Annotated in this window: 17 protein-coding genes; 6 read left to right on the forward strand and 11 right to left on the reverse strand. The window is 46.7% G+C overall.

The window, feature by feature from the left end; all coding sequences use genetic code 11:
* Positions 1 to 79 precede the first annotated feature (79 nt).
* The 3 genes from BLS03_RS06940 to BLS03_RS06950 form a co-directional block, all read right to left on the reverse strand.
* Positions 80 to 1,513: an FAD-dependent oxidoreductase gene (locus BLS03_RS06940; protein WP_093271431.1), complete on the reverse strand. Its 1,434-nt coding sequence runs from the start codon at positions 1,511 to 1,513 to the stop codon at positions 80 to 82.
* Between the two features lie 634 nt (positions 1,514 to 2,147).
* Positions 2,148 to 4,619: an ABC transporter permease gene (locus tag BLS03_RS06945; RefSeq protein ID WP_093271433.1), complete on the reverse strand. Its 2,472-nt coding sequence runs from the start codon at positions 4,617 to 4,619 to the stop codon at positions 2,148 to 2,150.
* On the reverse strand, positions 4,619 to 5,293 hold the full coding sequence (locus BLS03_RS06950) for an ABC transporter ATP-binding protein (RefSeq protein ID WP_093271436.1): 675 nt from the start codon (positions 5,291 to 5,293) through the stop codon (positions 4,619 to 4,621). The genes BLS03_RS06945 and BLS03_RS06950 overlap by 1 nt, the downstream gene beginning before the upstream one ends.
* Here BLS03_RS06950 and BLS03_RS06955 point away from each other — a divergent pair.
* From BLS03_RS06955 to BLS03_RS06970, 4 genes are all read left to right on the forward strand, one after another.
* Positions 5,292 to 5,900: an arylesterase gene (locus BLS03_RS06955; RefSeq protein ID WP_093271438.1), complete on the forward strand. Its 609-nt coding sequence runs from the start codon at positions 5,292 to 5,294 to the stop codon at positions 5,898 to 5,900. The two genes, BLS03_RS06950 and BLS03_RS06955, sit on opposite strands and share 2 nt — an antisense overlap.
* Positions 5,901 to 5,964: 64 nt before the next feature.
* Positions 5,965 to 7,155, forward strand: coding sequence for an enoyl-ACP reductase FabV (gene fabV, locus BLS03_RS06960; RefSeq protein ID WP_093271441.1), 1,191 nt, complete (start codon positions 5,965 to 5,967; stop codon positions 7,153 to 7,155).
* 135 nt (positions 7,156 to 7,290) lie between these two features.
* The gene (locus BLS03_RS06965; protein ID WP_093271443.1) at positions 7,291 to 9,210 is read left to right on the forward strand and encodes a sensor domain-containing phosphodiesterase; all 1,920 of its coding nucleotides are present in this window, start codon (positions 7,291 to 7,293) and stop codon (positions 9,208 to 9,210) included.
* Positions 9,211 to 9,278: 68 nt separating this feature from the next.
* On the forward strand, positions 9,279 to 10,934 hold the full coding sequence (locus BLS03_RS06970) for an ABC-ATPase domain-containing protein (RefSeq protein WP_093271446.1): 1,656 nt from the start codon (positions 9,279 to 9,281) through the stop codon (positions 10,932 to 10,934).
* Between the two features lie 81 nt (positions 10,935 to 11,015).
* Here the strand turns inward: BLS03_RS06970 and BLS03_RS06975 are convergent, their stop codons facing one another.
* The 5 genes from BLS03_RS06975 to BLS03_RS07000 form a co-directional block, all read right to left on the reverse strand.
* Positions 11,016 to 11,645: a DNA-J related domain-containing protein gene (locus tag BLS03_RS06975; RefSeq protein WP_093271449.1), complete on the reverse strand. Its 630-nt coding sequence runs from the start codon at positions 11,643 to 11,645 to the stop codon at positions 11,016 to 11,018.
* Positions 11,646 to 11,805: 160 nt separating this feature from the next.
* The gene (locus BLS03_RS06980; RefSeq protein ID WP_093271451.1) at positions 11,806 to 12,645 is read right to left on the reverse strand and encodes an isopenicillin N synthase family dioxygenase; all 840 of its coding nucleotides are present in this window, start codon (positions 12,643 to 12,645) and stop codon (positions 11,806 to 11,808) included.
* 146 nt (positions 12,646 to 12,791) lie between these two features.
* Positions 12,792 to 13,124 (reverse strand): divalent-cation tolerance protein CutA, encoded by a 333-nt coding sequence (gene cutA / locus BLS03_RS06985; RefSeq protein ID WP_093271454.1) that lies wholly within the window; start codon positions 13,122 to 13,124, stop codon positions 12,792 to 12,794.
* Between the two features lie 392 nt (positions 13,125 to 13,516).
* Complete coding sequence (locus tag BLS03_RS06995) at positions 13,517 to 14,164, reverse strand: HAD-IA family hydrolase (protein ID WP_093271458.1); 648 nt, start codon at positions 14,162 to 14,164, stop codon at positions 13,517 to 13,519.
* 226 nt (positions 14,165 to 14,390) lie between these two features.
* Positions 14,391 to 14,894: a hypothetical protein gene (locus BLS03_RS07000; RefSeq protein WP_093271461.1), complete on the reverse strand. Its 504-nt coding sequence runs from the start codon at positions 14,892 to 14,894 to the stop codon at positions 14,391 to 14,393.
* Between the two features lie 174 nt (positions 14,895 to 15,068).
* On the opposite strand from BLS03_RS07000, the gene BLS03_RS07005 reads away from it, so the two are divergent.
* Both BLS03_RS07005 and BLS03_RS07010 read left to right on the forward strand, forming a co-directional pair.
* Positions 15,069 to 15,539 (forward strand): CreA family protein, encoded by a 471-nt coding sequence (locus BLS03_RS07005; protein WP_093271631.1) that lies wholly within the window; start codon positions 15,069 to 15,071, stop codon positions 15,537 to 15,539.
* Between the two features lie 112 nt (positions 15,540 to 15,651).
* Positions 15,652 to 16,956, forward strand: a complete 1,305-nt coding sequence (locus BLS03_RS07010; protein WP_093271463.1) for an inosine/guanosine kinase — start codon at positions 15,652 to 15,654, stop codon at positions 16,954 to 16,956.
* A 64-nt stretch (positions 16,957 to 17,020) separates the two neighbouring features.
* On the opposite strand, the gene BLS03_RS07015 is transcribed toward BLS03_RS07010, so the two are convergent.
* From BLS03_RS07015 to nrdG, 3 genes are all read right to left on the reverse strand, one after another.
* Positions 17,021 to 17,746: an ATP-dependent zinc protease family protein gene (locus BLS03_RS07015; RefSeq protein ID WP_093271466.1), complete on the reverse strand. Its 726-nt coding sequence runs from the start codon at positions 17,744 to 17,746 to the stop codon at positions 17,021 to 17,023.
* A 28-nt stretch (positions 17,747 to 17,774) separates the two neighbouring features.
* Positions 17,775 to 18,956 (reverse strand): amino acid aminotransferase, encoded by a 1,182-nt coding sequence (locus tag BLS03_RS07020; protein ID WP_093271469.1) that lies wholly within the window; start codon positions 18,954 to 18,956, stop codon positions 17,775 to 17,777.
* A gap of 199 nt (positions 18,957 to 19,155) precedes the next feature.
* Positions 19,156 to 19,620: an anaerobic ribonucleoside-triphosphate reductase-activating protein gene (gene nrdG / locus BLS03_RS07025; protein WP_093271635.1), complete on the reverse strand. Its 465-nt coding sequence runs from the start codon at positions 19,618 to 19,620 to the stop codon at positions 19,156 to 19,158.
* Between the last annotated feature and the right edge of the window lie 33 nt (positions 19,621 to 19,653).

Here is a 19,653-nt window from a genome sequence, read left to right on the forward strand (position 1 = left end):
GCTGGCTATTAGCCAACACAACAGAATTAAAAAAGGCCGCATTCTCGTTATGAAATGCGGCCTTTGTAATTTAAGTGTGTTACTGACCGTAGACTTTCGCCAGTTCAATTGGATATTGGCGCTCAAGCGCAAACTGCTCAGCTTTTTGTTCTACTTCTGCAAGCGTCAATTGCATGCTGCTTGGGTGCAAACTTTCAATTGAACGCTCTTGATAATCAAACAATTGCCACTGCTCCACAATCTTACGTGCCGCTTCAAGCGCTGAAGAACCTTTGACAATTTCAATCCGCGCATAGTTATGGTCGGCAAAAGTGACATCCGCAGCGCGCAGTGTGTCGTCTTCGCCCGGAATTTGCTGAGCACCAAACAGCGGTTTACCTTGCTCTGTCGCGGTTTGGTAGCTGGGTATAAACTGCTGCATATGCGCGATGGCTTTATTGGTACGATCCAAACGCTCATCATCAGGCCAACCATGTTTAATCTTATCTTCCAGATGTTGCGGCAGTTTAGGCTGCGCCGATTGCGGGCTCGAGCCGACCAAGCCGTGTTGAAACAGCGTAATGTCTTTGGTCATGCCGTGTAACTGAAAAACGCCGTTTGCATATGGCGTTAATTGCGCCATGCCTTTATCGGTGCCGCGCGGACCATGGAAAATCACTTCAGGCCACTGCTCCGCCGTATCCCAATGCGTAACATACGCCGCTTTAAACTCGACTAACCGAGTACGCGGCTGACTGACCATATCGTCAATAATGCCCGTTTCATAGCCACAAGCGTTGATCAAATAGTCACAGCGAAGCTCAAAATCTTGCTCCGAATTTCTACAGCCCAATACCCACTGCTGCCCAGCGCGCTCGACCGCATACACTTCGGTGCCAGTGTGAGTAACACTGTTTTGAAGCTTATCCAAGACTAACGCCGCGCTCGACGCTAGGCGAAATACACTCCAGCCGTACTCTTGAACCGCAACAACTGGGTATTTAAGCTGTTCAAGGTCGGTATGTTTCGCAAATGGAATTAGCCACTCTTCAATCGTTTGAGGCTTAGCAGGTTGCTCTCGACTGGCCAACGCAAGTAGCTGTTCTTTACTGAATAGCTGATAGTAATCATCAGGGTCGCCAAGCACTTGATTGCGCGCATCTTGACGAACAAATTCTTGGTAGCACTGCTTGATGATATCCAGACGTGGCAGCAGTTCTGATGGTTCACCACCGTCTGATGTGGGAACCGCGATAACCGTTGGACGAATATTTAACGAGTGAGGATACAGGCGCACCGTCTCTATCGACTGCTTAAGCAAATCGATACATTGATCGGTAGAAATTTCTCGATATAAATTTCCACCTGCATGGAGATGACAGATAGGCGGTCCATTGACTAAGCCTTGTCCGCGCTCTAATAAGGTAACTTGGAGTCCAAGCTCAGCGAGATGCACAGCGGCGGTCGCACCTGCCACACCGCCACCAATAATGGCGACGGATTTGGTTTTTGGCGTGAATTCTTTCAATTGCATTAACGTGACCCGCTTAAAGTCTCATTGAAACCAATCCCAGTGTAGCGATTTAAAAGCGTTAAAAAAATCACATTTTTCATCAGGACTTTGTGTGAATACATACTCGATAGCATTAAGCCGATCATGAGCTTAAAACAGTGAGCAAATACTTATACAAATATTTGAGTAATTACGTTCAATGTTAACCGAAAATTGACTTAGAGATCTACTCCACCACGATCAATGATTTATTGCAAACCCAATAAAATCAGTGATAAGCGAGATATTTAACGCCCTATTCGTTGAGCCTAAGATCCATTCCGTCATCAAAAGTTTATTTTGCTCTTGAGTATCTGGTTAGCAACACAAACGACATTTTGCAATATTACGAACCTAGATTCACATCAAATTTTGCGTTGGCGCGCAGAGACAGAAAAGCATAAAACCGCAACTAAAAAGTTCGCTGAAAAAGTAAAAAAAACGCTTGACTCATTTCTTGTGAAAAACGCCTGATGGCACGATTGTGAATAACCATTTTTGCCAACCCCAAGCCTTGTATGGCTTGGGCAGATTATCAAGGTTATCTACAGGCAAAGTTATCCCAAACTTTATCCACTGATTTTGTGGATAACTGAACCAGCCAAGTTGAATAAATTCATATAAACGCTTTATTTATAGGCTTTAACAGCTTTTTGATCAGACTGTTTACGACCACAAAAAGTGTGCAAAAAGTTATCAAAGGTAGTAACACCCAGAGCCCCAAATGCAGCGTCGGGGTGAGATCAAATCCGTAGTGCATGATCCCTGCAACAACAGATTCTGCTCCCAAACTGGCTACCAACCCGGCAATCAGCGCCATCAAGCCATATTCCGCCCAAATAGTTCGCGTCACTCGCTTACGACTCGCGCCAAGAGTGCGGTACAACTGCACCTCTTGTTGACGTTGACTTAAACTTAAACGCAGCAGAGTGAAAATCAACATTAGCCCCGCAATCACCCCAACCGCCGCAAGCACAGTGATCGACCAAACAATTTGCGTAAGCAAAGATTGAATCTTCGCCCCCATCGAGCGGATATCAAGCAGGCTTACGGTTGGGTGCTGACGTGATAATTGATTCACCAGAGCGTCGTCTTTACTCTCTAAACGAAAACTCACCAACCAAGTGGCGGGAATGTGTTTGAGTACATCTGGGGTAAAGATGAAATAGAAATTGGGCTTCATATCGCGCCACTCAACATCGCGAATGGTATTCACGGTTGCCTGCACGGTTTGGCTATTAATCACAAAATCCAGAGTGTCGCCGACGTTAATCTTTAACTCACGAGCCACTTCAGATTCCACTGACACCCCGCCACTGTGTGTCCAGTTCCCCGACACCACTTGGTTATAATCAGGAATTTTGTCGTCCCAAGTGAAATTGAGCTCGCGGCTCAATGCATCGGTACCTTGCGCGCCATCCGTGTATTGCTTGGCATCAACATGGTTGATTTTACTGAGCCGGCCACGAATGATCGGATACGCGGCTGAGCGCTCGATATGATTATCATCCAGAGTTTTAAGGTACTGATCCTTTTCATAAGAGGCGATGTTGAGTGAAAACGCATTTGGCGCGTCACTGGGTATGGTGCGTTGCCAATCTGACAATAAATCGGTGCGCACCAACCACAGCACCGCCAACAGCATCAGCGATAGTGCCAGCGCGCCAAATTGTACACCGGTATTCCATGCTGAGCGATTGATGCGACTGAGCGCCAGTTGAAACGAAGTCGATAACGGTAAACGGCTAAGGCTTTTTGTGACCAGTAGACTGACCAGCGCCAGAATCACAAACAACACCAGCATGCCGCCAAGTACCATCCACACTAGATGGTTATTCCAATACAGCGCAACCAATGGCACGAGCGGAAACAGCAACAACCAAAGGGAACGTTTCTCGACTAGCGGAGCGTCACTGGCTTGCAAAACATTCACCGCACTCACTTTAATAAGGCCAAGTAGCGGAATACCCAGCGCGGGGATCGCAATCACAACGCTGGTGCCCAGTGCAAACAAGAATGGACGCACACCGAAACTGGGTAGTGGATTGGGCAGCAAATCGACCAAAGGAATGCGCAGCAGATACTCAAGCAACCAACCCAGACCAAAACCAAATACCATGGAACTAACCAGCAAAATCGCGATTTGCATCATCAACCAGCGCGTTAACCACCCTCGACTTGCGCCAAGACTTTTCAGCATCGCGATAGTACGAACGCGCGTTGAAACGTAGTGTTGGCACGTGAGCACTAAAGTGGTGGCCGCCATAATGATCACAATCGCCACGGTCAACGACAGATACTGCTGAGTGCGACTGAACACATCGTTAGTTCGACTCGCCGAGTTCTCGCTGCGCCAACGATCGCTTGGCGTCAGTTCGACCGCATCTTGCACTTGCTTAAGCACGTTATCATCACCGTTCAAAAACAGGTCATAACGTACTCTACTTCCAGTTTGCACCGCGCCGGTTTTAGCGACATCGTTAATATCGATATACGCCGCGGGCATTTGCCGAAATGGGTTGAAACTCAACCCTGGCTCTTCAAGCACTTTTCCGCTAATGGTGTAATCGGCATCGCCAACCGTGACAGCGTCACCAATCTTAACATCAAGTTGGCTAAATAAACGCTCATCCAACCACAATTGTCCAGGCTCGACATGGGAAAAATCATTGTTTCCATCCGATAAGCGCAGCGTACCTTGCAGCGGGTAATTGTTTGTCACCGCTTTAACGCTTATCAGTTTCATACCGTTATCGCTAAACGCCATGGTCTGGAATTGGACGCGCTGAGCATTAGTCAGCTTGTGAGTTTCGACACTGGCGAGCAGCGCGCCGGGCAGCGGGTTATTGGAGGTAAATACCGAGTCTGCGGTAAGCGCGGTTTTGCCCTGCTTAACTACCACCTGCTCCATTCGCTCAGTAAGCGCAGTCAAGGCGAAAATACAGGCAATGATCAACGTTAATGCGATCGAAACGGGCCACAACTGCCCATGACGAATTTCATTCCAGCTCCAGCGCCACAGTTTACCTGTCACGCCGCTCGCTGTTTGAGTGGGCGCATCCAGCGATGCGTTTGAATCAACCGCCATTACGCTTCCTCCAACTGCCCAGCATTAATATGTAACCGCCTTGCGCAGCGATTCGCCAGCGCCATATCATGGGTGACAAGCACGAGTGTCGTACCATGTTGTCGATTGAGCTCAAACAACAATTCAATGATTTTTTCCGCCGTGTGCTGGTCGAGATTGCCGGTCGGTTCGTCTGCAAATAACACCTTAGGTTGGATCATAAACGCACGTGCGATCGCGACGCGTTGTTGTTCGCCACCGGAAAGCTGGGCTGGAGAATGATGAATTCGATGCTCAAGTCCAACCGCTTTTAACAACTCTATCGCGCGTGCTTTATCTTCAGGCTCACCTTTAAGTAGACATGGCAAAGTGACGTTATCCAGCGCACTAAGACTTGGGATCAGTAAAAAGCTTTGAAACACAAACCCAACCGATTGAGCGCGGATCGCGGCGCGGGCTTCATCATCCATTTGCGCTAAGTCTTGGCCTAGCAGTTCGATACTGCCTTGGCTTGGTGTGTCTAATCCGGCCAAGATCGTCATCAGCGTGGATTTACCGGCACCCGAAGAGCCAACGATTGCAACACTCTCACCTGCCGCCACGTCAAAAGAAATATCGTCGAGGATTGTTAATTGTTCTTGTTTAGTAGAGACTGTTTTGAATACAGAAATGGCTTTAATAACGGATGTTTGCATGTTGAGACTCTTTTCCCTGATTCTTATTCTACTGATCACCGCGCCAGTAAAGGCAGCAACCTTGATGATTGTTGGAGATAGCTTAAGTGCAGGCTATCAAATGGCGATAGAAAAAGCATGGCCGAGTTTGTTGCCCGATGTGTTAGCTGATAAAAATCAACCACTTGATGTAGTTAATGCCAGTATTTCTGGCGATACCAGCGGGAACGGCTTAGAGCGTTTACCTGGACTTTTAAGCCAGCACAGCCCCGACTATGTGTTATTTGAGTTGGGCGCCAACGACGGCCTACGTGGCTTTCCACCCAACCTTATCGAAAATAACCTAAATCAAATGATTGAGTTAGCCAAAAAGAGCGGTGCAACACCAATTCTGATGCAGATTCACATTTTGCCAAATTACGGCAAACGATACACCGAAGCCTTTGCCGCGGTTTATCCAAAAGTTGCGGATCAGCAAGGCATCGCCCTGATCCCGTTTTTTCTCGACCAAGTCATTACCCATCCGGGTTGGATGAAAGACGACGGCTTGCATCCCAAAGCTGAAGCGCAACCTTGGATTGCCAATTTTGTTGCAAATCAGCTAATAAATCACCTCGAATTGCCGTAGCTCAATAAATGCAATCTCATTTTTAGTTATGATTTTCTTAGTTTGGCGAAACTAGGAAAAAAACATGATTATCGAGCCAGTGATACAGGGCGTGGTAGCTCGCGCCGCTCATCCTTATGGATGTGAACAATCTATCCTTCAACAAATAGAGTACGTGAAGTCCGCAAAATCGATCAAAGCAGGACCGAAACGGGTTTTGATCATTGGTGCTTCCTCAGGTTTTGGTTTAGCCGCACGTATTGCGCTCACTTTTGGCGGCGCTGAAGCCGACACGATCGGAGTCTCATTTGAACGCGGTCCAAGCGAAAAAGGCACTGGTAGCGCAGGCTGGTACAATAACCATTACTTTCAAAAATACGCGGAGCGTGAAGGTCGCGTTGCAGCCAATATTCAAGGTGATGCTTTTAGCGCCGAAATCAAAGAAGAAGTGGTTGAAGCCATAGAAACCTACTTTGAAGGCGAAGTAGACCTAATTATCTACAGTGTCGCCGCCGGGGTGCGTCCGAATCCACAAACCGGCGATATGTGGCGCTCAGCCATCAAACCCATTGGTCAATCCTACTCTGGTGCGATGATTCAGCTCGAAGATGATAGCTGGCATCAACAAACTCTGAGCGCAGCAAGCGATGAAGAAATCGAAGCCACACTTAAAGTTATGGGCGGCGAAGATTGGGAAAGCTGGGTTGATACCTTGATTAACTCTGAATCCATCGCACCCGGTTGCCAAACCATCGCTTTTTCCTATATGGGCTCAGAAGTGACCCATCCGATTTATCTCGATGGAACGTTGGGACGCGCAAAAATCGACTTGCACCAAACCAGTCACTCGCTGAATTTAAAACTCGCCAATTTCGATGGTGGCGCTTATGCCACTGTGTGTAAAGCACTGGTCACCAAAGCCAGCGTGTTTATTCCAGGCCTAATGCCCTACTTGATTTCATTGTATAAAGTGATGAAAGAGAAAGGCACGCATGAGTCGTGTATAGAACAAATGCAGCGTTTGTTTAGCGATAAGCTTTACGGACAGACTCCCGTGCCTGTCGATGCCGAACGATTACTGCGCATGGACGACTGGGAATTAAATATCGATACTCAAGAGCGTGTTCAAGCCTTGATGGCCAAATTGGGCAAAGACAACTTTAAGCAATTGGGTGACTATCAAGGTGTCAAACAAGCGTTTCTCAACCTCAACGGCTTCGGTTTTGAGCAAATTGACTACAGTCAATCAGTCGATATTGACAATTTTCGCAAATAACACTCTCAACCCTGAGACGTCTTAATAGTAAGAACCGCACTGAGCTTAATCAGTTGCGGTTCTTTGGTACATTGAGTTCACAAATCTTCGCACCCGTAAGGGATTATCACTCATCGATAAAGAAGTCACTGACTCATGACGCCGAAAGTAAATGTAGATCAGATAGAAATTCCCATCGAGATTGTCTGTGGTTGGCAGACGATCGCCAATTTGCTATCTGAAATAGTCACCGTGCCTGTGGCACTGGTCATGCGCGTGCACAGCGACCGCCTTGAAGTATTCTGCTGTAACGACAATCACCCCCATCCTTTTCATATTGGTGATACTCAAGAGTTGGGACGCGGCTTTTATTGCGAATATGTGATTAATTATCAAACTGGCCTTAAAGTTATCAACGCAGAACAAGACTTAGTTTGGCATCAAAACCCTGATTTAGAATACGGTTTAGTTGCTTATCTCGGCGTACCTCTACGTTGGCCAAGCGGTGAAGTATTTGGCACTCTGTGTCTGCTCGACACCGCGCCAAATCAGTTTGATGATACGTTTACAAATTTGCTGGAAAGTTTTCGCGAATCCATCGAATCGCAGATGACGATTTTGTATCAAAAAGAACAGCTTTCACTGATTAACCAAGATCTTTGCAATCGAGTTGAAACCCGCACCAAAGACCTTGTCGAACTCAACTACTCGCTTAACAAAGAGATTGGCAAACGCAAAGCCGCCGAAGAAAAAGTGCGCTACCAAAACCACCATGATTCCGGTACCGGTTTTCTAAACCGCCTTGGCCTTGAGCAGACGCTGCAAAGCCTTGTCGACAATCGCTCTAAATCAAGTGAAATTGCCATATTTCATGTTGGGTTTGCCAACGGCAGTAGTGTACAGTCAAAGCATGGTTATCACGCTTGGGAACAAATTCTGATTCACTTTCGTCAGCGGCTTAACCATCTTTCTCATTTCGAATTTATTACCGCGCGACCATCAAGTAACGATCTCGTATTCGCCTTTAATGTAGAACAACAGCATCTTGATGAAGTGAGCGAGGAAATCTGCCGCCAACTGGTTAAAGTCAGCCACTCAGAGTTTGAACTCGATGGCGCACGCATTCATCTACACGCGTATATCGGCATCAGTACCACACCAGTGAGCCACGTGGCTCAAACACTGCTTAAACAAGCGCAAGAAGCGATGCGTTCGTGCAAAGATCTCGGCCATAAATTCAATTATCATTCGCAAGCAGTGGCGGATTTTCACCAAGAGCTTAATCAGTTAGAAAACTATTTACTTAAAGCTATTCGTGACGACGACATTTTGCTCTACTTCCAGCCCAAAGTGTCGCCAATAACCAAACGTTGGACCGGTGCAGAAGCCCTGCTGCGTTGGCGCCACCCTGTATTGGGCGATATTTCCAATGAATCCTTAATCCATATCGCTGAGCGCAATGGATTGATTTTTGAGGTCGGCAGTTTTGTATTGAGGTCGGCGATCAAAAAAAGCTCGGCTTGGATAAACTACGTCGCAGATTTTAAAATTTCCGTCAACGTGTCTGCAGTGCAACTGCGCAATCCTCAGTTTGCCCAGCAAGTCGAATCGATTTTGCTCGAGCATCGATTCCCTGCTAAAAACTTAGAACTCGAGATAACCGAAAGTAGCTTGATTGCCGATGAAGACGCGGCGCTTAACACCTTAACCTCGTTACACGCACTAGGAGTGACACTGTCACTGGACGACTTCGGTACCGGTTATGCCACCTTTAACTATCTGAAGAAATTTCCTTTTGACGCGATAAAAATCGATAAAAGCTTTATTCAACATCTTGATAAAAGCGATAACGACCGTGAGATCGTCCATTCGATTGTTTATGTCGCCAAAAAATTAAAGCTGTTTGTGACGGTTGAAGGTATCGAAAACCAATTCCACGAAGACTTTATCATTCAAGAAGGCTGTGAATACGGACAAGGTTTCTACTATGGTAAACCGATGACGGGTGAATCGTTTGAACGCTCGCTGATGACTCAAACCCGCTTTGATTGTTCTCCAATGGCATCAGAATCTTGATGTATGCTTTACTCAGCACAACGTGCTTCTTATAATCCACGCCTCTTGTTTAAAGCGGAAACTTTTTTATGGATCAACTTACTGCGATTTTAAAGAAAATCGAAAAACAAAATTATCGCGCCTATCAACAGATCAAAGGACAATACGACTTCAAAGATTTCACTCTTTTTGTCGATCATGTCCAAAGCGATCCATATGCTTCTTCTTCCCGTTTTCGCGCGTTTCGTCCTTGGCCGTTAACCGACCTGGCGTGGCTTAAAGAGACCTCAGCGTCTTATCAAGTTGCCGCGCGCGATTTTATCGCTCGTCAATTCGCCGAGTTCGCCAAACAAGAGAATCACATCAGTATCGCTACTACCGGGCAGACCGTACTCGATAACACCGCAGTGGTATTCAGCGAACAAGGTATTGAGTTGCGTTTTCGCATTAATCTGCCGGCAGAAGGTCGCAGCGTATTGGGTAAAAAGACCAACAACCTTTTGACTTTCCATCTACCAAAATACGTACGCCGCTGCACGATCGCGCGCGAGTTAGATTTAGATGCGCTGAAACACCACTGTGAAATCGTTGAAGACCAAGAAGCGATGCGCAGCCAATTAGAAGCAAAAGGGCTTGCGGCGTTCGTGGCCAACGGTTCAGTACTGCCACGCCTTGCCGGTGATTGCGATTTTCCAATGAAAGATGCCGTCACTTTTAAAGCGCCTGAATCAATGACCGTGACTCTGAACACGCCAAACCAAGGCGAGATTCAAGGCCTAGGTATTGGCAAAGGTATTACCCTGATTGTGGGCGGCGGTTTTCACGGTAAATCGACCCTGTTAAGCGCGATTGAGCGCTCTATCTACAACCACATTCCTGGTGATGGCCGCGAACGCATTGTGACTAATCCACTGGCGATGAAGATTCGCGCTGAAGATGGTCGCTGCGTTCATCACTTGAATCTGTCTAACTACATCAATCACCTGCCTTACAATAAAGACACCGAAGACTTCTCGACTCAAGATGCATCGGGTTCAACATCGCAAGCGGCATGGCTGCAAGAATCGATTGAAGCAGGCACCAAAGCGCTGTTGATTGATGAAGATACCTCGGCCACCAACTTTATGATTCGCGACGAACGTATGCAGGCACTGGTGGCAAAATCCGATGAACCCATCACACCGCTGGTGGATCGCATAGGTCAACTTCGCGATCAAATGGGCATTTCATCAATCATCGTTATGGGTGGCTCGGGCGACTATTTGGATGTCGCCGATCATGTTATCCAGATGCATGACTACCAAGCCATCGATGTGACCGAAAAAGCTCAGCAAGTGATTGCAAAGCACCCAACCCAACGTGACAACGAAAGTGAAAAGCCTCTGCTTGAACTGACCCAGCGCGCCTTGAACGGTCATGCACTACAAAAAATTCTTGTCGACGGTAAATACCGTGTTACCGCCAAAGGCAAACAGAGTTTAAGACTTGGCAAAGAGTTCACCGATTTAAGCGCGCTTGAGCAATTGGAATCGTCCAATGAAGTGAATGCGATTGGTTGGATTTGCTTTGCGCTGGCGCAAACTGGTCAGTGGGTCAATAACCCGGTCGATGTCATCACTGCGCAATTGAATGAGGATTGGCACACCAAAATGCCAGAACAAGGTGATTTAGCCAAACCACGTACACTTGATGTGATGGCAGCACTTAACCGCATGCGCAAAGCGCAATTTAGCGCCGCTAAATAATGAGCTAATAAGCTTCAATTATTTACATCTTCTCGCTAATAAAAAAGCGCCATGACTGGCGCTTTTTTATGGTGTGGCAAACTAATATTGCTGCCTTAGCACGTGCCAAGCCTCACACAGCACGCGAAAACGGTCACTGTCGCCGCTGTCTCTATCTGGGTGCCATTTAAGCGCGAGTTTACGCCAAGTTTTGCGAATTTCGGTCTTGCTCGCATCTTGAGGTAGATTAAACAAGCGCAGGGCGCGATGGCGATCGATACTGACCACATTACTGCTGCCGCCGCCGACAAACTCATGGTAACGCGTCCAAAACTCGTTGAGCAAACGCTTCACTTCCCCTTCATCGGCTTCATAGTTTTCCCAATGAGTATAGTAATCGCGCAGTGGATCATTTTCGTCGATTGCATGACCTGGGACTTGATGGACTGGCATCAAAACGATATCCATCGCTTCGACTTGCAGCCAGTTATCGGGATAAAGGGTTTCTTGCAGTTGATAAAGCGCGTTCATGATTAAAAAATTACGCTTGAACAAGTCTTTATCTGCCGCGGCGTCAAGGATGGGAATCAAGCCCAACTCGCCCAGGTGCGCTGCCAGAGTGTGAACTTTCCAGCCGCGGGGCTGTTTACGAAGCACTTCCAAAGTTGGCCAAAGAAGTGGATTTTCCATGTAAGATTGAAATTGTGCGCTGACGGCTTGTTGATCTTCCATTATTCATACTAACGTGACGACACATGAATATAATTCAAATCCATTGATTGGGTTTTGTCGAGAAACGGATGAATAAATCAACGGAGGAATTGATCTCTGCGACAAAAGAGCGATGACATCACCACTCTTTATCACGGTTATTAGGCCATATATCGCGCGATTAAATCACACCAAGCTCACGCAGTCTTTCCATCAAATATTGGTGCGCAGTGTAGCGCTCAGACAGCACAACCTCAGGTTTGGGATGCAAAAACAGCGGTAGTGAAATTCGCGAATGGGTTTGACGAGCACCGGTTGGATTGATCACGCGGTGGGTGGTTGAGGGAAAGTAGCCGCCGGATGCCTCTTGCAACATATCACCGATATTGATGATCAAATTGCCAAAGTCACACGGCACGTCGAGCCAATCCCCTTCTTTAGTCTGCACTTGCAAACCCGGTTCATTTGCCGCGGGTAAAACCGTGAGCAGGTTAATATCTTCATGAGCGGCAGCGCGAATCGCACCAAGCTCTTCGCGGCCCGTCATTGGTGGATAATGCAAAATACGCAATAAGGTTTTCTGGCTGTTATTCACCATCTCTGAAAGTGCGATGGAGTACCTAGCTTGAACTTCAGCGGGTGAATAGGCTTCAACCCAACCAAGCAGCGTTTGTGCAAAGGCATTAGCACGTTGATAGTAATCCAAAATCTGCTCAGACAATTCGCTGGGAATTTGCCCCCAAGGGTATACGTGAAAATACTCTTTGATGTCTTTAACACTGTGTCCTTTGGCCGTTTCAGAGACGCTTGGAGGAAAATAACCGTCTTGAGTATCCACGTTGAATCGAAACTCATGTTTGCGCTCAGAGAGGAAAAATGCTTGCCAATTTTGGTAAATCGACTCAACCAAAGATTGTGGAATTGGATGATTCTTTAATACGCCAAAACCTGTTTTGTGCAACGATTGCACAAACTGCTGGGCAGCATCTTCGGCAAGATAATCAACGGTGTTAAGTTTCATGACTTCACTTCAGTTATCGATATTAGGCGGGCGATTTTAATCATCGCGTTCACGCAAAGCAAACATTTATGTAACATCCAATCTAACATCCACGATAAACGTGGTGACGGTTTTATTTTCAACAGTTCGCGATATAACGCAATTGGCTAAGATTCACTATCCGTTTGGGTCGTTTGATTTATCCATTGCAGATACGCGAAAGCGCCTTCGCTAAACGGTACTTTTATCACCTGCGGCGTTTCATAGTCGTGTAGGTCAATGATCAAACGCTCGAGTGCTGCGTAACTGGCATCGGTGGTTTTGATGACTAGGAGCGTCTCTTTATCGTTGCAAACTTTGCCCTGCCAAAGATAGTGGCTGTCGATGCTTGAACATTGCACACAAGCGGCGAGTTTTTGGATCAAGATGGCATCGATCAACCGTTTGGTCGTTTGTGGATTATTGGTGGTGGTCAACACCATACAAAAAGGGGCGTTCATCGTGGCTCCTTAGTCAGCATCATCAAAGCTTGAAAAGTGATAGTTAACTCGAATTTTTACTGGATAGACAGCAGTTAACCGCCAACGCCAAACAAAATTAAACTACTATCGGGTTAAGCCTTCAAATCTAGGCGAATGTTCGAAATACCAATAACAATATAATCTTTTAGACTTTGCTGTAGCCGGAGAACTTGATGACAGACACACCAATACCGCTGTGTTGCCCTTTGTGTGGCCACGACGAATACTTACTTTCTGACAACAACCAATTCCTGTGCGCGAAATGTGGCGCCTATTTCGAGGACATCACCCAAGTTACCCAATCTATCAGGTTTACAGCCCCGCTAACCCTGTTACCAACTACGCCAAATGCAACGCTTTGTCATTGACGCTTAGATTAAACCGCGCAGCTCTTTTAAATTCTCGATGGTTTTCACCTGCTGAGAGTAAGATTGCGCGTTACGACTTAGTAATTGCACGGTTTTAACACCGGCGCGAAGCCCTGCTTCGAGCCCCTTTGCCGTGTCATCAATGTACAAGCACTCATCGAGCGAAAAGCCCATGTTCATGGCTGAGTATTGAATAAGGTCTGGGTCTGGTTTCCAACTATTGGCATCGAAGGCAGAAAAGATGCGCCCATGAAAATCTGGTAGTAGCCCGGCTAAAAACAGTGAGCGTTCGATTTTCTCACGTGGTCCATTTGATGCGACGCAATACTCAATTCCTGCAGCTTTTAAACGCGCAATGATTTCGGTCGCACCTTCCATTGGTTTGAGGTGGCGGCGAAACAACCTATCAACCTCTTGCCGATACTCAGGTTCCAGCGTGTCAAGGGAGACACTCAAGCCCAAGCGCTCGCACGTGCTCATCAATATATCCGCCAGCTTACCACCTTCAAAATGGCGCAAAGCATCTTGGGTAGACATATTAGCGCCATGACGGTTGAATACTTTCGCCAAAGCTTCGCAACAGAGCCGTTCGCTGTCTATCAGAGTTCCGTCACAATCAAAAATCACACATCGAATCTGACTCATGGTTATTCTAGGGTCCTTAGTGGGCTTGCTAGAAATACTATACGTCTATTTTGAAGCTATTTAGGATGAAATGCGGAAAGCGTGCACTACAGCCAGATCAAAGTGCAAAAATATCGACTAAGTCACTGTCATTTAATGACGAGTCTCATTTGCGAACAAATGACACCAAACAAATTAACTTATATAAATTAATACTTTACAGACAATTTCATGTTAACTTTTAGATTAAAGGTTAACTTGCCATTTGCTCGACAAAAATATCACCATCACAGTCTAAAAGTTGCAGTTTTTCAATCAGACCCGCGACAAAACTATCAGCCAAAGCGGGATCGTTCAGTGCGAGATCCGAAATTAGTGTAGCGGTATCATCGCGAGTGACGATCGCGGCGGCAATTGGCTCACCAGAGTCAAACGCCAAATACAATTCACAGGGCTCGGAATAGATAATTTGGGTGAGAAATTCAACGATCAGCGACTGCTGCTCAGCGCCTTCCCAGCGCTTGGCTTGTAGCTGCGCAAACATGATAGTTAAACGATGAAAATCCACGAGGAAGATCGAATCAGGCAGCATGGCTTGATCAGATTGAGGCTGCCACGGCTGAAGCGACGTTTGTTGCGCTTGGCTAAGGTATAAGGCTCTGCCTTCGATACTCTCTTTGGTCGGAAACTCGACCTCGATTTGTTGATATAACCATTGGTTTTTGCTCGACAAAAGGGAGTTTTGCGAATCAGACATGAGGGTTTCCTTAGCAAATCAGTGGCGGTAGCATAACCATAGCCCTTGGTACCCACAACATTTATTTTAAATTATTCTTTATAAAACCGCCGCTTAGAATGGCTAGCCTTAGGGTCAATGTTTTGCGACACCAAAACTGCTATGATTCCGGCTGAATTATTTGAGGATTTCACTATGTATAAAAAAATGGCGCTCGCCGCTATGCTGGCTTTGGGTTTAACCGCTTGTGATAACAATGAAGTGGGTGATGTAAGTTTAGGTATGTTTACGCTAAAAGACATTAAGCTTAACCATCTGCAAGATCCCATTGTGACTGGCGTAACCTGTCATGTTGCTTCAATCGAAGCAGACTTTTCATTGGCCGACCCAAGTGACAGTTCAATCGCGTGTCGTCAAACCGGTGATATCACCCCTGAAATGATCGCAGCGATCGACAAATCTTCAAATGGCGAAGTAGTATTTAAGAAGTCTAAAAGTATCTTCTTTAAAACCATGAAAATTCGTCGCATCTATGATGCGGAGAACCAAACCTTGATGTACCTCTCGTACTCAACCAAAGAGACATCCGGTAGCTTCAAGCACAGCCTATCAACCGTTCCTCTATGGGGAACAAAGGCCTACGGTTCTTACCAACCGAAGAAATAATCGCAGCCGCCACTGCACATGCTCTAAATCGTGCAGTGGCGTGTAATAAAACTGCAAACCACAAATTAAAATTGTGATACTATCCTGAAAAATTTCTCACTGCTTAACGAAAATGAAGTTTCCAGGTCAACGTAAATCTAAGCATTATTTCCCTACTCACGCTCGCGATCCGCTCGTCAATCAGATTCAGCAGACTCCTAAACTGCACCGTCCTATTATTGTGGGCATCGGTCAAACCATCGTCGATATTGAAGCGCGAGTGGATGATGATTTTCTCGCCCGTTACGAACTCAGTAAAGGCCACTCTTTAGTCCTTGAAGAGAGCAAAGCCGATGCTTTGTACCAAGAGCTTGTTGACCGCCAACTCATTACTCACCAACACCCTGGTGATACGATTGGCAATACCCTTCACAACTATTCGGTGTTAGCCGACAGCAAATCGGTACTGCTTGGCGTGATGTCGAAGAATATCGAAGTCGGCTCTTTTGCCTATCGTTACTTGTGCCGTACCTCTTCACGGATGAACCTTAACCATCTGCAGATGGTCGAAGGCTCCATTGGTCGTTGTTACACCCTGATCTCAAACGATGGTGAACGAACGTTTGCCATCAACGAAGGTCATATGAACCAACTTCAGCCGGAAAGTGTTCCCGAGGAAGTGTTTGACAAAGCTTCTGCTCTTGTCGTGTCTTCGTATTTAATGCGTGGTAAACCAGAAGATCCGATGCCAAAAGCCGTGGCGAGAGCGATTGAAATCGCCAAAGCCAAAAACGTGCCTGTGGTACTGACTCTCGGCACGAAATGGGTTATCGAAGGCAATCAAAAATGGTGGCAGGATTATTTAAAAGAAAACGTCACTGTGGTCGCGATGAACGAAGAGGAAGGCGAATCGTTAACCGGTGAGAGCGATCCACTGCTTGCAGCCGATCAAGCCCTTGAATGGGTTGACTTAGTACTTTGTACAGCAGGTCCAGTTGGTCTTTATATGGCCGGTTATACCGATGATGCTGTCAAGCGCGAAACCGAATTACCGCTTTTACCAGGCAACATTGCCGAATTCAACAAATTTGAGTTTAGCCGCGCGATGCGTAAGCAAGATTGCAATACGCCAGTGAAAGTGTATTCGCACATTGGCCCATATCTGGGCGGCCCGCTAGAAATTAAAAACACCAACGGTGCGGGCGATGGTGCATTATCCGCTTTATTGCACGATATGGCCGCCAATGCTTATCACGCTGTCAATGTACCGAACTCGGCCAAGCACAACATGCCATTTTTGACTTACTCTTCATTGGCGCAAGTGTGTAAATACGCCAACCGGGTGAGTTACGAAGTATTAACCCAGCACTCACCTCGCCTGTCGCGCTCTCTGCCCGAACGTGAAGATAGCTTAGAAGAAGCGTATTGGGACCGTTAATTGCGGCAATGCGTGTTTAACGCCAACACCGATTCAAAAAAACCGCCTATTGGCGGTTTTTGTTTTATTGATGTTTATCTTGAATGTATTTCTGGCTGACATCCACCAGCGCTACATCTTTAAAGAAGCTACGTCCAAGCAGCAGCGGAAAGGTCAAATGGGTGCGATCGGTTAAAGTAAACTCGGTTTTCTCTTTTAAGTCACCGATTTGGATCCACGCCATAACCACAGGACGGCGGTCGCCTCCGTTAGACGTCGATTGACGAATCTTCACCCAGCGCGAAACTGGCAACGCAATTTCGCGGCTCTTAACACCTTCGTGTTCGACTTTGAACTTAACCCAATCATTACCATCGCGTTCAAACGGTACGATATCGGTAGCGCTGATTGATGACGTTGTCGCTCCAGTATCGACTCGCGCATCAAAATTTTGCTCAAGGCCCGGAACATATACCCACTCCTGAGCGCCCAAAATCAAACGACCATCAGCGGTTTTTTTCGCCTTGGGATCGACAACTGGCGCGACTTTCTTCACTGGTTGAGTCTGTTTACTCACCTGCGAGGCATCGCTTTGAGCGCTTTTGCTTTGAGAGGCGGTAGTTTGTGAGCTGGCAGTTTTCTCGCTTGCTGGTGTCTTAGCCACTTTGACTTCTTCCGCTTTTGCCGCCGAGTTTGACTGTGCAGTGACTTGGCTGGTTTGAGGCGTTTGTGTTGATTCCGACGTCGTCGAACAAGCAGCCAAACCACTTGTGAGAATCAAAGGTATCAATACTTTCCAGTTCTGGTTCATGCATTACTCACTTTTCAAATTTCGCGCCTTAACTGACGTTCATAATCGCTTGGGCAACATAAGGAATGTCTTTCTCGGTCAACCCTGCAATATTGATCCGTCCGTCAGCGACGCCGTAAATACCGTATTGCTCGCGAAGTGCACTCATCTGTTCTGGGCTAAAGCCTAACACAGTAAACATGCCTTTGTGATTCGCGATAAAATCGAATTGTGAAGTATTGTGTTTATTTCTCAATTCGTTACAGAGAGTTTTGCGAAGGTTTAACAAACGTTGCTGCATTTCACTCAATTCTTGCTTCCAAAGTTGAGTTAGCTCTTGATTTTGTAAAATGGTTTTGACTAGCGTCGCACCATGATCTGGTGGCATGGTGTAAGTCGCGCGCGCGAGCGTCAGCAACTTGCCTTTGGCATTATTCGCATCCGTGATGTTATTTGCTACAACCATTGCCGCACCAGTGCGCTCGCGATAAAGGGCAAAGTTCTTCGAACATGAGGTGGTAATAAGCATCTCTTCAAGGTTATCCGCCATAAAGCGCAGCCCTTGCGCATCTTGCTCTAGACCGTCACCAAAACCTTGGTAAGCAATGTCAACAAACGGCGTAAAGCCATTTTTCTGTGCCAACGCGGTGATCGCCTGCCAAGCGGCGAAATCGATATCCGCGCCAGTTGGGTTGTGGCAGCAGCCGTGTAGCAACACGACATCATTTCGGCCTGCACCCGCCAAATCACTTAGCATCAACTCAACATCAACTTGCTTGGTGACCGGGCTGAAATAACTGTAGTAACGTACTTTAAGCCCCGCCGCTTCCATGATCGGCTTGTGGTTTACATAGCTTGGGTTTGAAATCCACACTGTGGTATCAGGCTGAGCAAAACGCATCAAATCAGCCAGCATGCGCAGCGCACCGCTGGCACCAGGTGTTTGAATCGCCGTTACGCGTTCGGTTGCCGATGTACCCGCCAGTAATAAATCGACCATCGACTGATTAAACTCTTCGCACCCAGCAAGGCCGACATACGCTTTGGTTGTTTGTGTCGCAACAACGATGTCTTGCGCTTTTTGCACCGCCTTCATGACCGGCGTTTCACCTTGGCTGTTTTTATACACACCAATACCAAGGTCAACTTTATTCGCACGTTGATCTGCACGATAAGCAGTAGAAAGAGAAAGAATGGGATCTGAAGTGGGAGCCGGTAAATGAGAGAACATGAAAGTCACAACCCTTTGAAATTCTAATGAGGAATTTTTAGTAAACACTATAGTTCACAGGATTGAAATGACTTTTTATCCATCTCACAAAAATGGCGCGATTCACGCGCCATAGTGTTGATAAAACCAGCAAATTGATATTCAACCAAACTAAAGGCTGACAGAAAATCGGCTTTGATGAGATTGAGTCGTTAAGGTTTCATTTTAAATGATGAATGATTTGATTAGCACTTCCGCGCCACTCTAACCGTGGGTCAGCTTGCTCTTTAATAAACTTGCCATCAATAAAGGTATCAACATATTGCAGTATTTCGCGCTGCTGCGAATTAAGCTCACCAAGGGTATAACCGCTCCATAGCCAAATATCTTTGCCTACACATTCGCTGCGTACCCGCTTCACCAATTGTAAAACGGCGCTTAAATTTGCAGGATGCAGTGGGTCGCCACCCGACAAGGACAAACCGCGACGCTTAATACGCGTATCGTTAAGGTCTGCGATAATCGTATCTTCGGCTTGCTGGGTAAACGGTGTGCCTGAATCGGTGCGCCACGTCGCTTGGTTATAACAACCTCGGCATTGATGTACGCACCCTGAGACAAACAGCGTGCAGCGCGTACCCGGGCCATTAACCACATCGATTGGATAATATTGGTGATAGTTCATAATCGTCATCAACAAGGGCAAGCCAAGCTTGCC

The sequence above is a fragment of the Vibrio xiamenensis genome (assembly GCF_900100015.1).
Lineage (GTDB): Bacteria > Pseudomonadota > Gammaproteobacteria > Enterobacterales > Vibrionaceae > Vibrio > Vibrio xiamenensis.

Bases quoted from the DNA above. Each gene is read 5' to 3' on its own strand.
- BLS03_RS07000 (WP_093271461.1), bottom strand. From the start codon at position 14,894: ATGTCTGATTCGCAAAACTCCCTTTTGTCGAGCAAAAACCAATGGTTA.
- BLS03_RS06955 (WP_093271438.1), top strand. From the start codon at position 5,292: ATGTTGAGACTCTTTTCCCTGATTCTTATTCTACTGATCACCGCGCCA.
- BLS03_RS06980 (WP_093271451.1), bottom strand. From the start codon at position 12,645: ATGAAACTTAACACCGTTGATTATCTTGCCGAAGATGCTGCCCAGCAG.
- BLS03_RS07015 (WP_093271466.1), bottom strand. From the start codon at position 17,746: ATGAACCAGAACTGGAAAGTATTGATACCTTTGATTCTCACAAGTGGT.
- BLS03_RS06950 (WP_093271436.1), bottom strand. From the start codon at position 5,293: ATGCAAACATCCGTTATTAAAGCCATTTCTGTATTCAAAACAGTCTCT.
- fabV (WP_093271441.1), top strand. From the start codon at position 5,965: ATGATTATCGAGCCAGTGATACAGGGCGTGGTAGCTCGCGCCGCTCAT.
- BLS03_RS07010 (WP_093271463.1), top strand. From the start codon at position 15,652: ATGAAGTTTCCAGGTCAACGTAAATCTAAGCATTATTTCCCTACTCAC.
- nrdG (WP_093271635.1), bottom strand. From the start codon at position 19,620: ATGAACTATCACCAATATTATCCAATCGATGTGGTTAATGGCCCGGGT.
- BLS03_RS06965 (WP_093271443.1), top strand. From the start codon at position 7,291: ATGACGCCGAAAGTAAATGTAGATCAGATAGAAATTCCCATCGAGATT.
- BLS03_RS06970 (WP_093271446.1), top strand. From the start codon at position 9,279: ATGGATCAACTTACTGCGATTTTAAAGAAAATCGAAAAACAAAATTAT.
- BLS03_RS06975 (WP_093271449.1), bottom strand. From the start codon at position 11,645: ATGGAAGATCAACAAGCCGTCAGCGCACAATTTCAATCTTACATGGAA.
- BLS03_RS06940 (WP_093271431.1), bottom strand. From the start codon at position 1,513: ATGCAATTGAAAGAATTCACGCCAAAAACCAAATCCGTCGCCATTATT.
- BLS03_RS07005 (WP_093271631.1), top strand. From the start codon at position 15,069: ATGTATAAAAAAATGGCGCTCGCCGCTATGCTGGCTTTGGGTTTAACC.
- BLS03_RS06945 (WP_093271433.1), bottom strand. From the start codon at position 4,619: ATGGCGGTTGATTCAAACGCATCGCTGGATGCGCCCACTCAAACAGCG.
- cutA (WP_093271454.1), bottom strand. From the start codon at position 13,124: ATGAACGCCCCTTTTTGTATGGTGTTGACCACCACCAATAATCCACAA.
- BLS03_RS07020 (WP_093271469.1), bottom strand. From the start codon at position 18,956: ATGTTCTCTCATTTACCGGCTCCCACTTCAGATCCCATTCTTTCTCTT.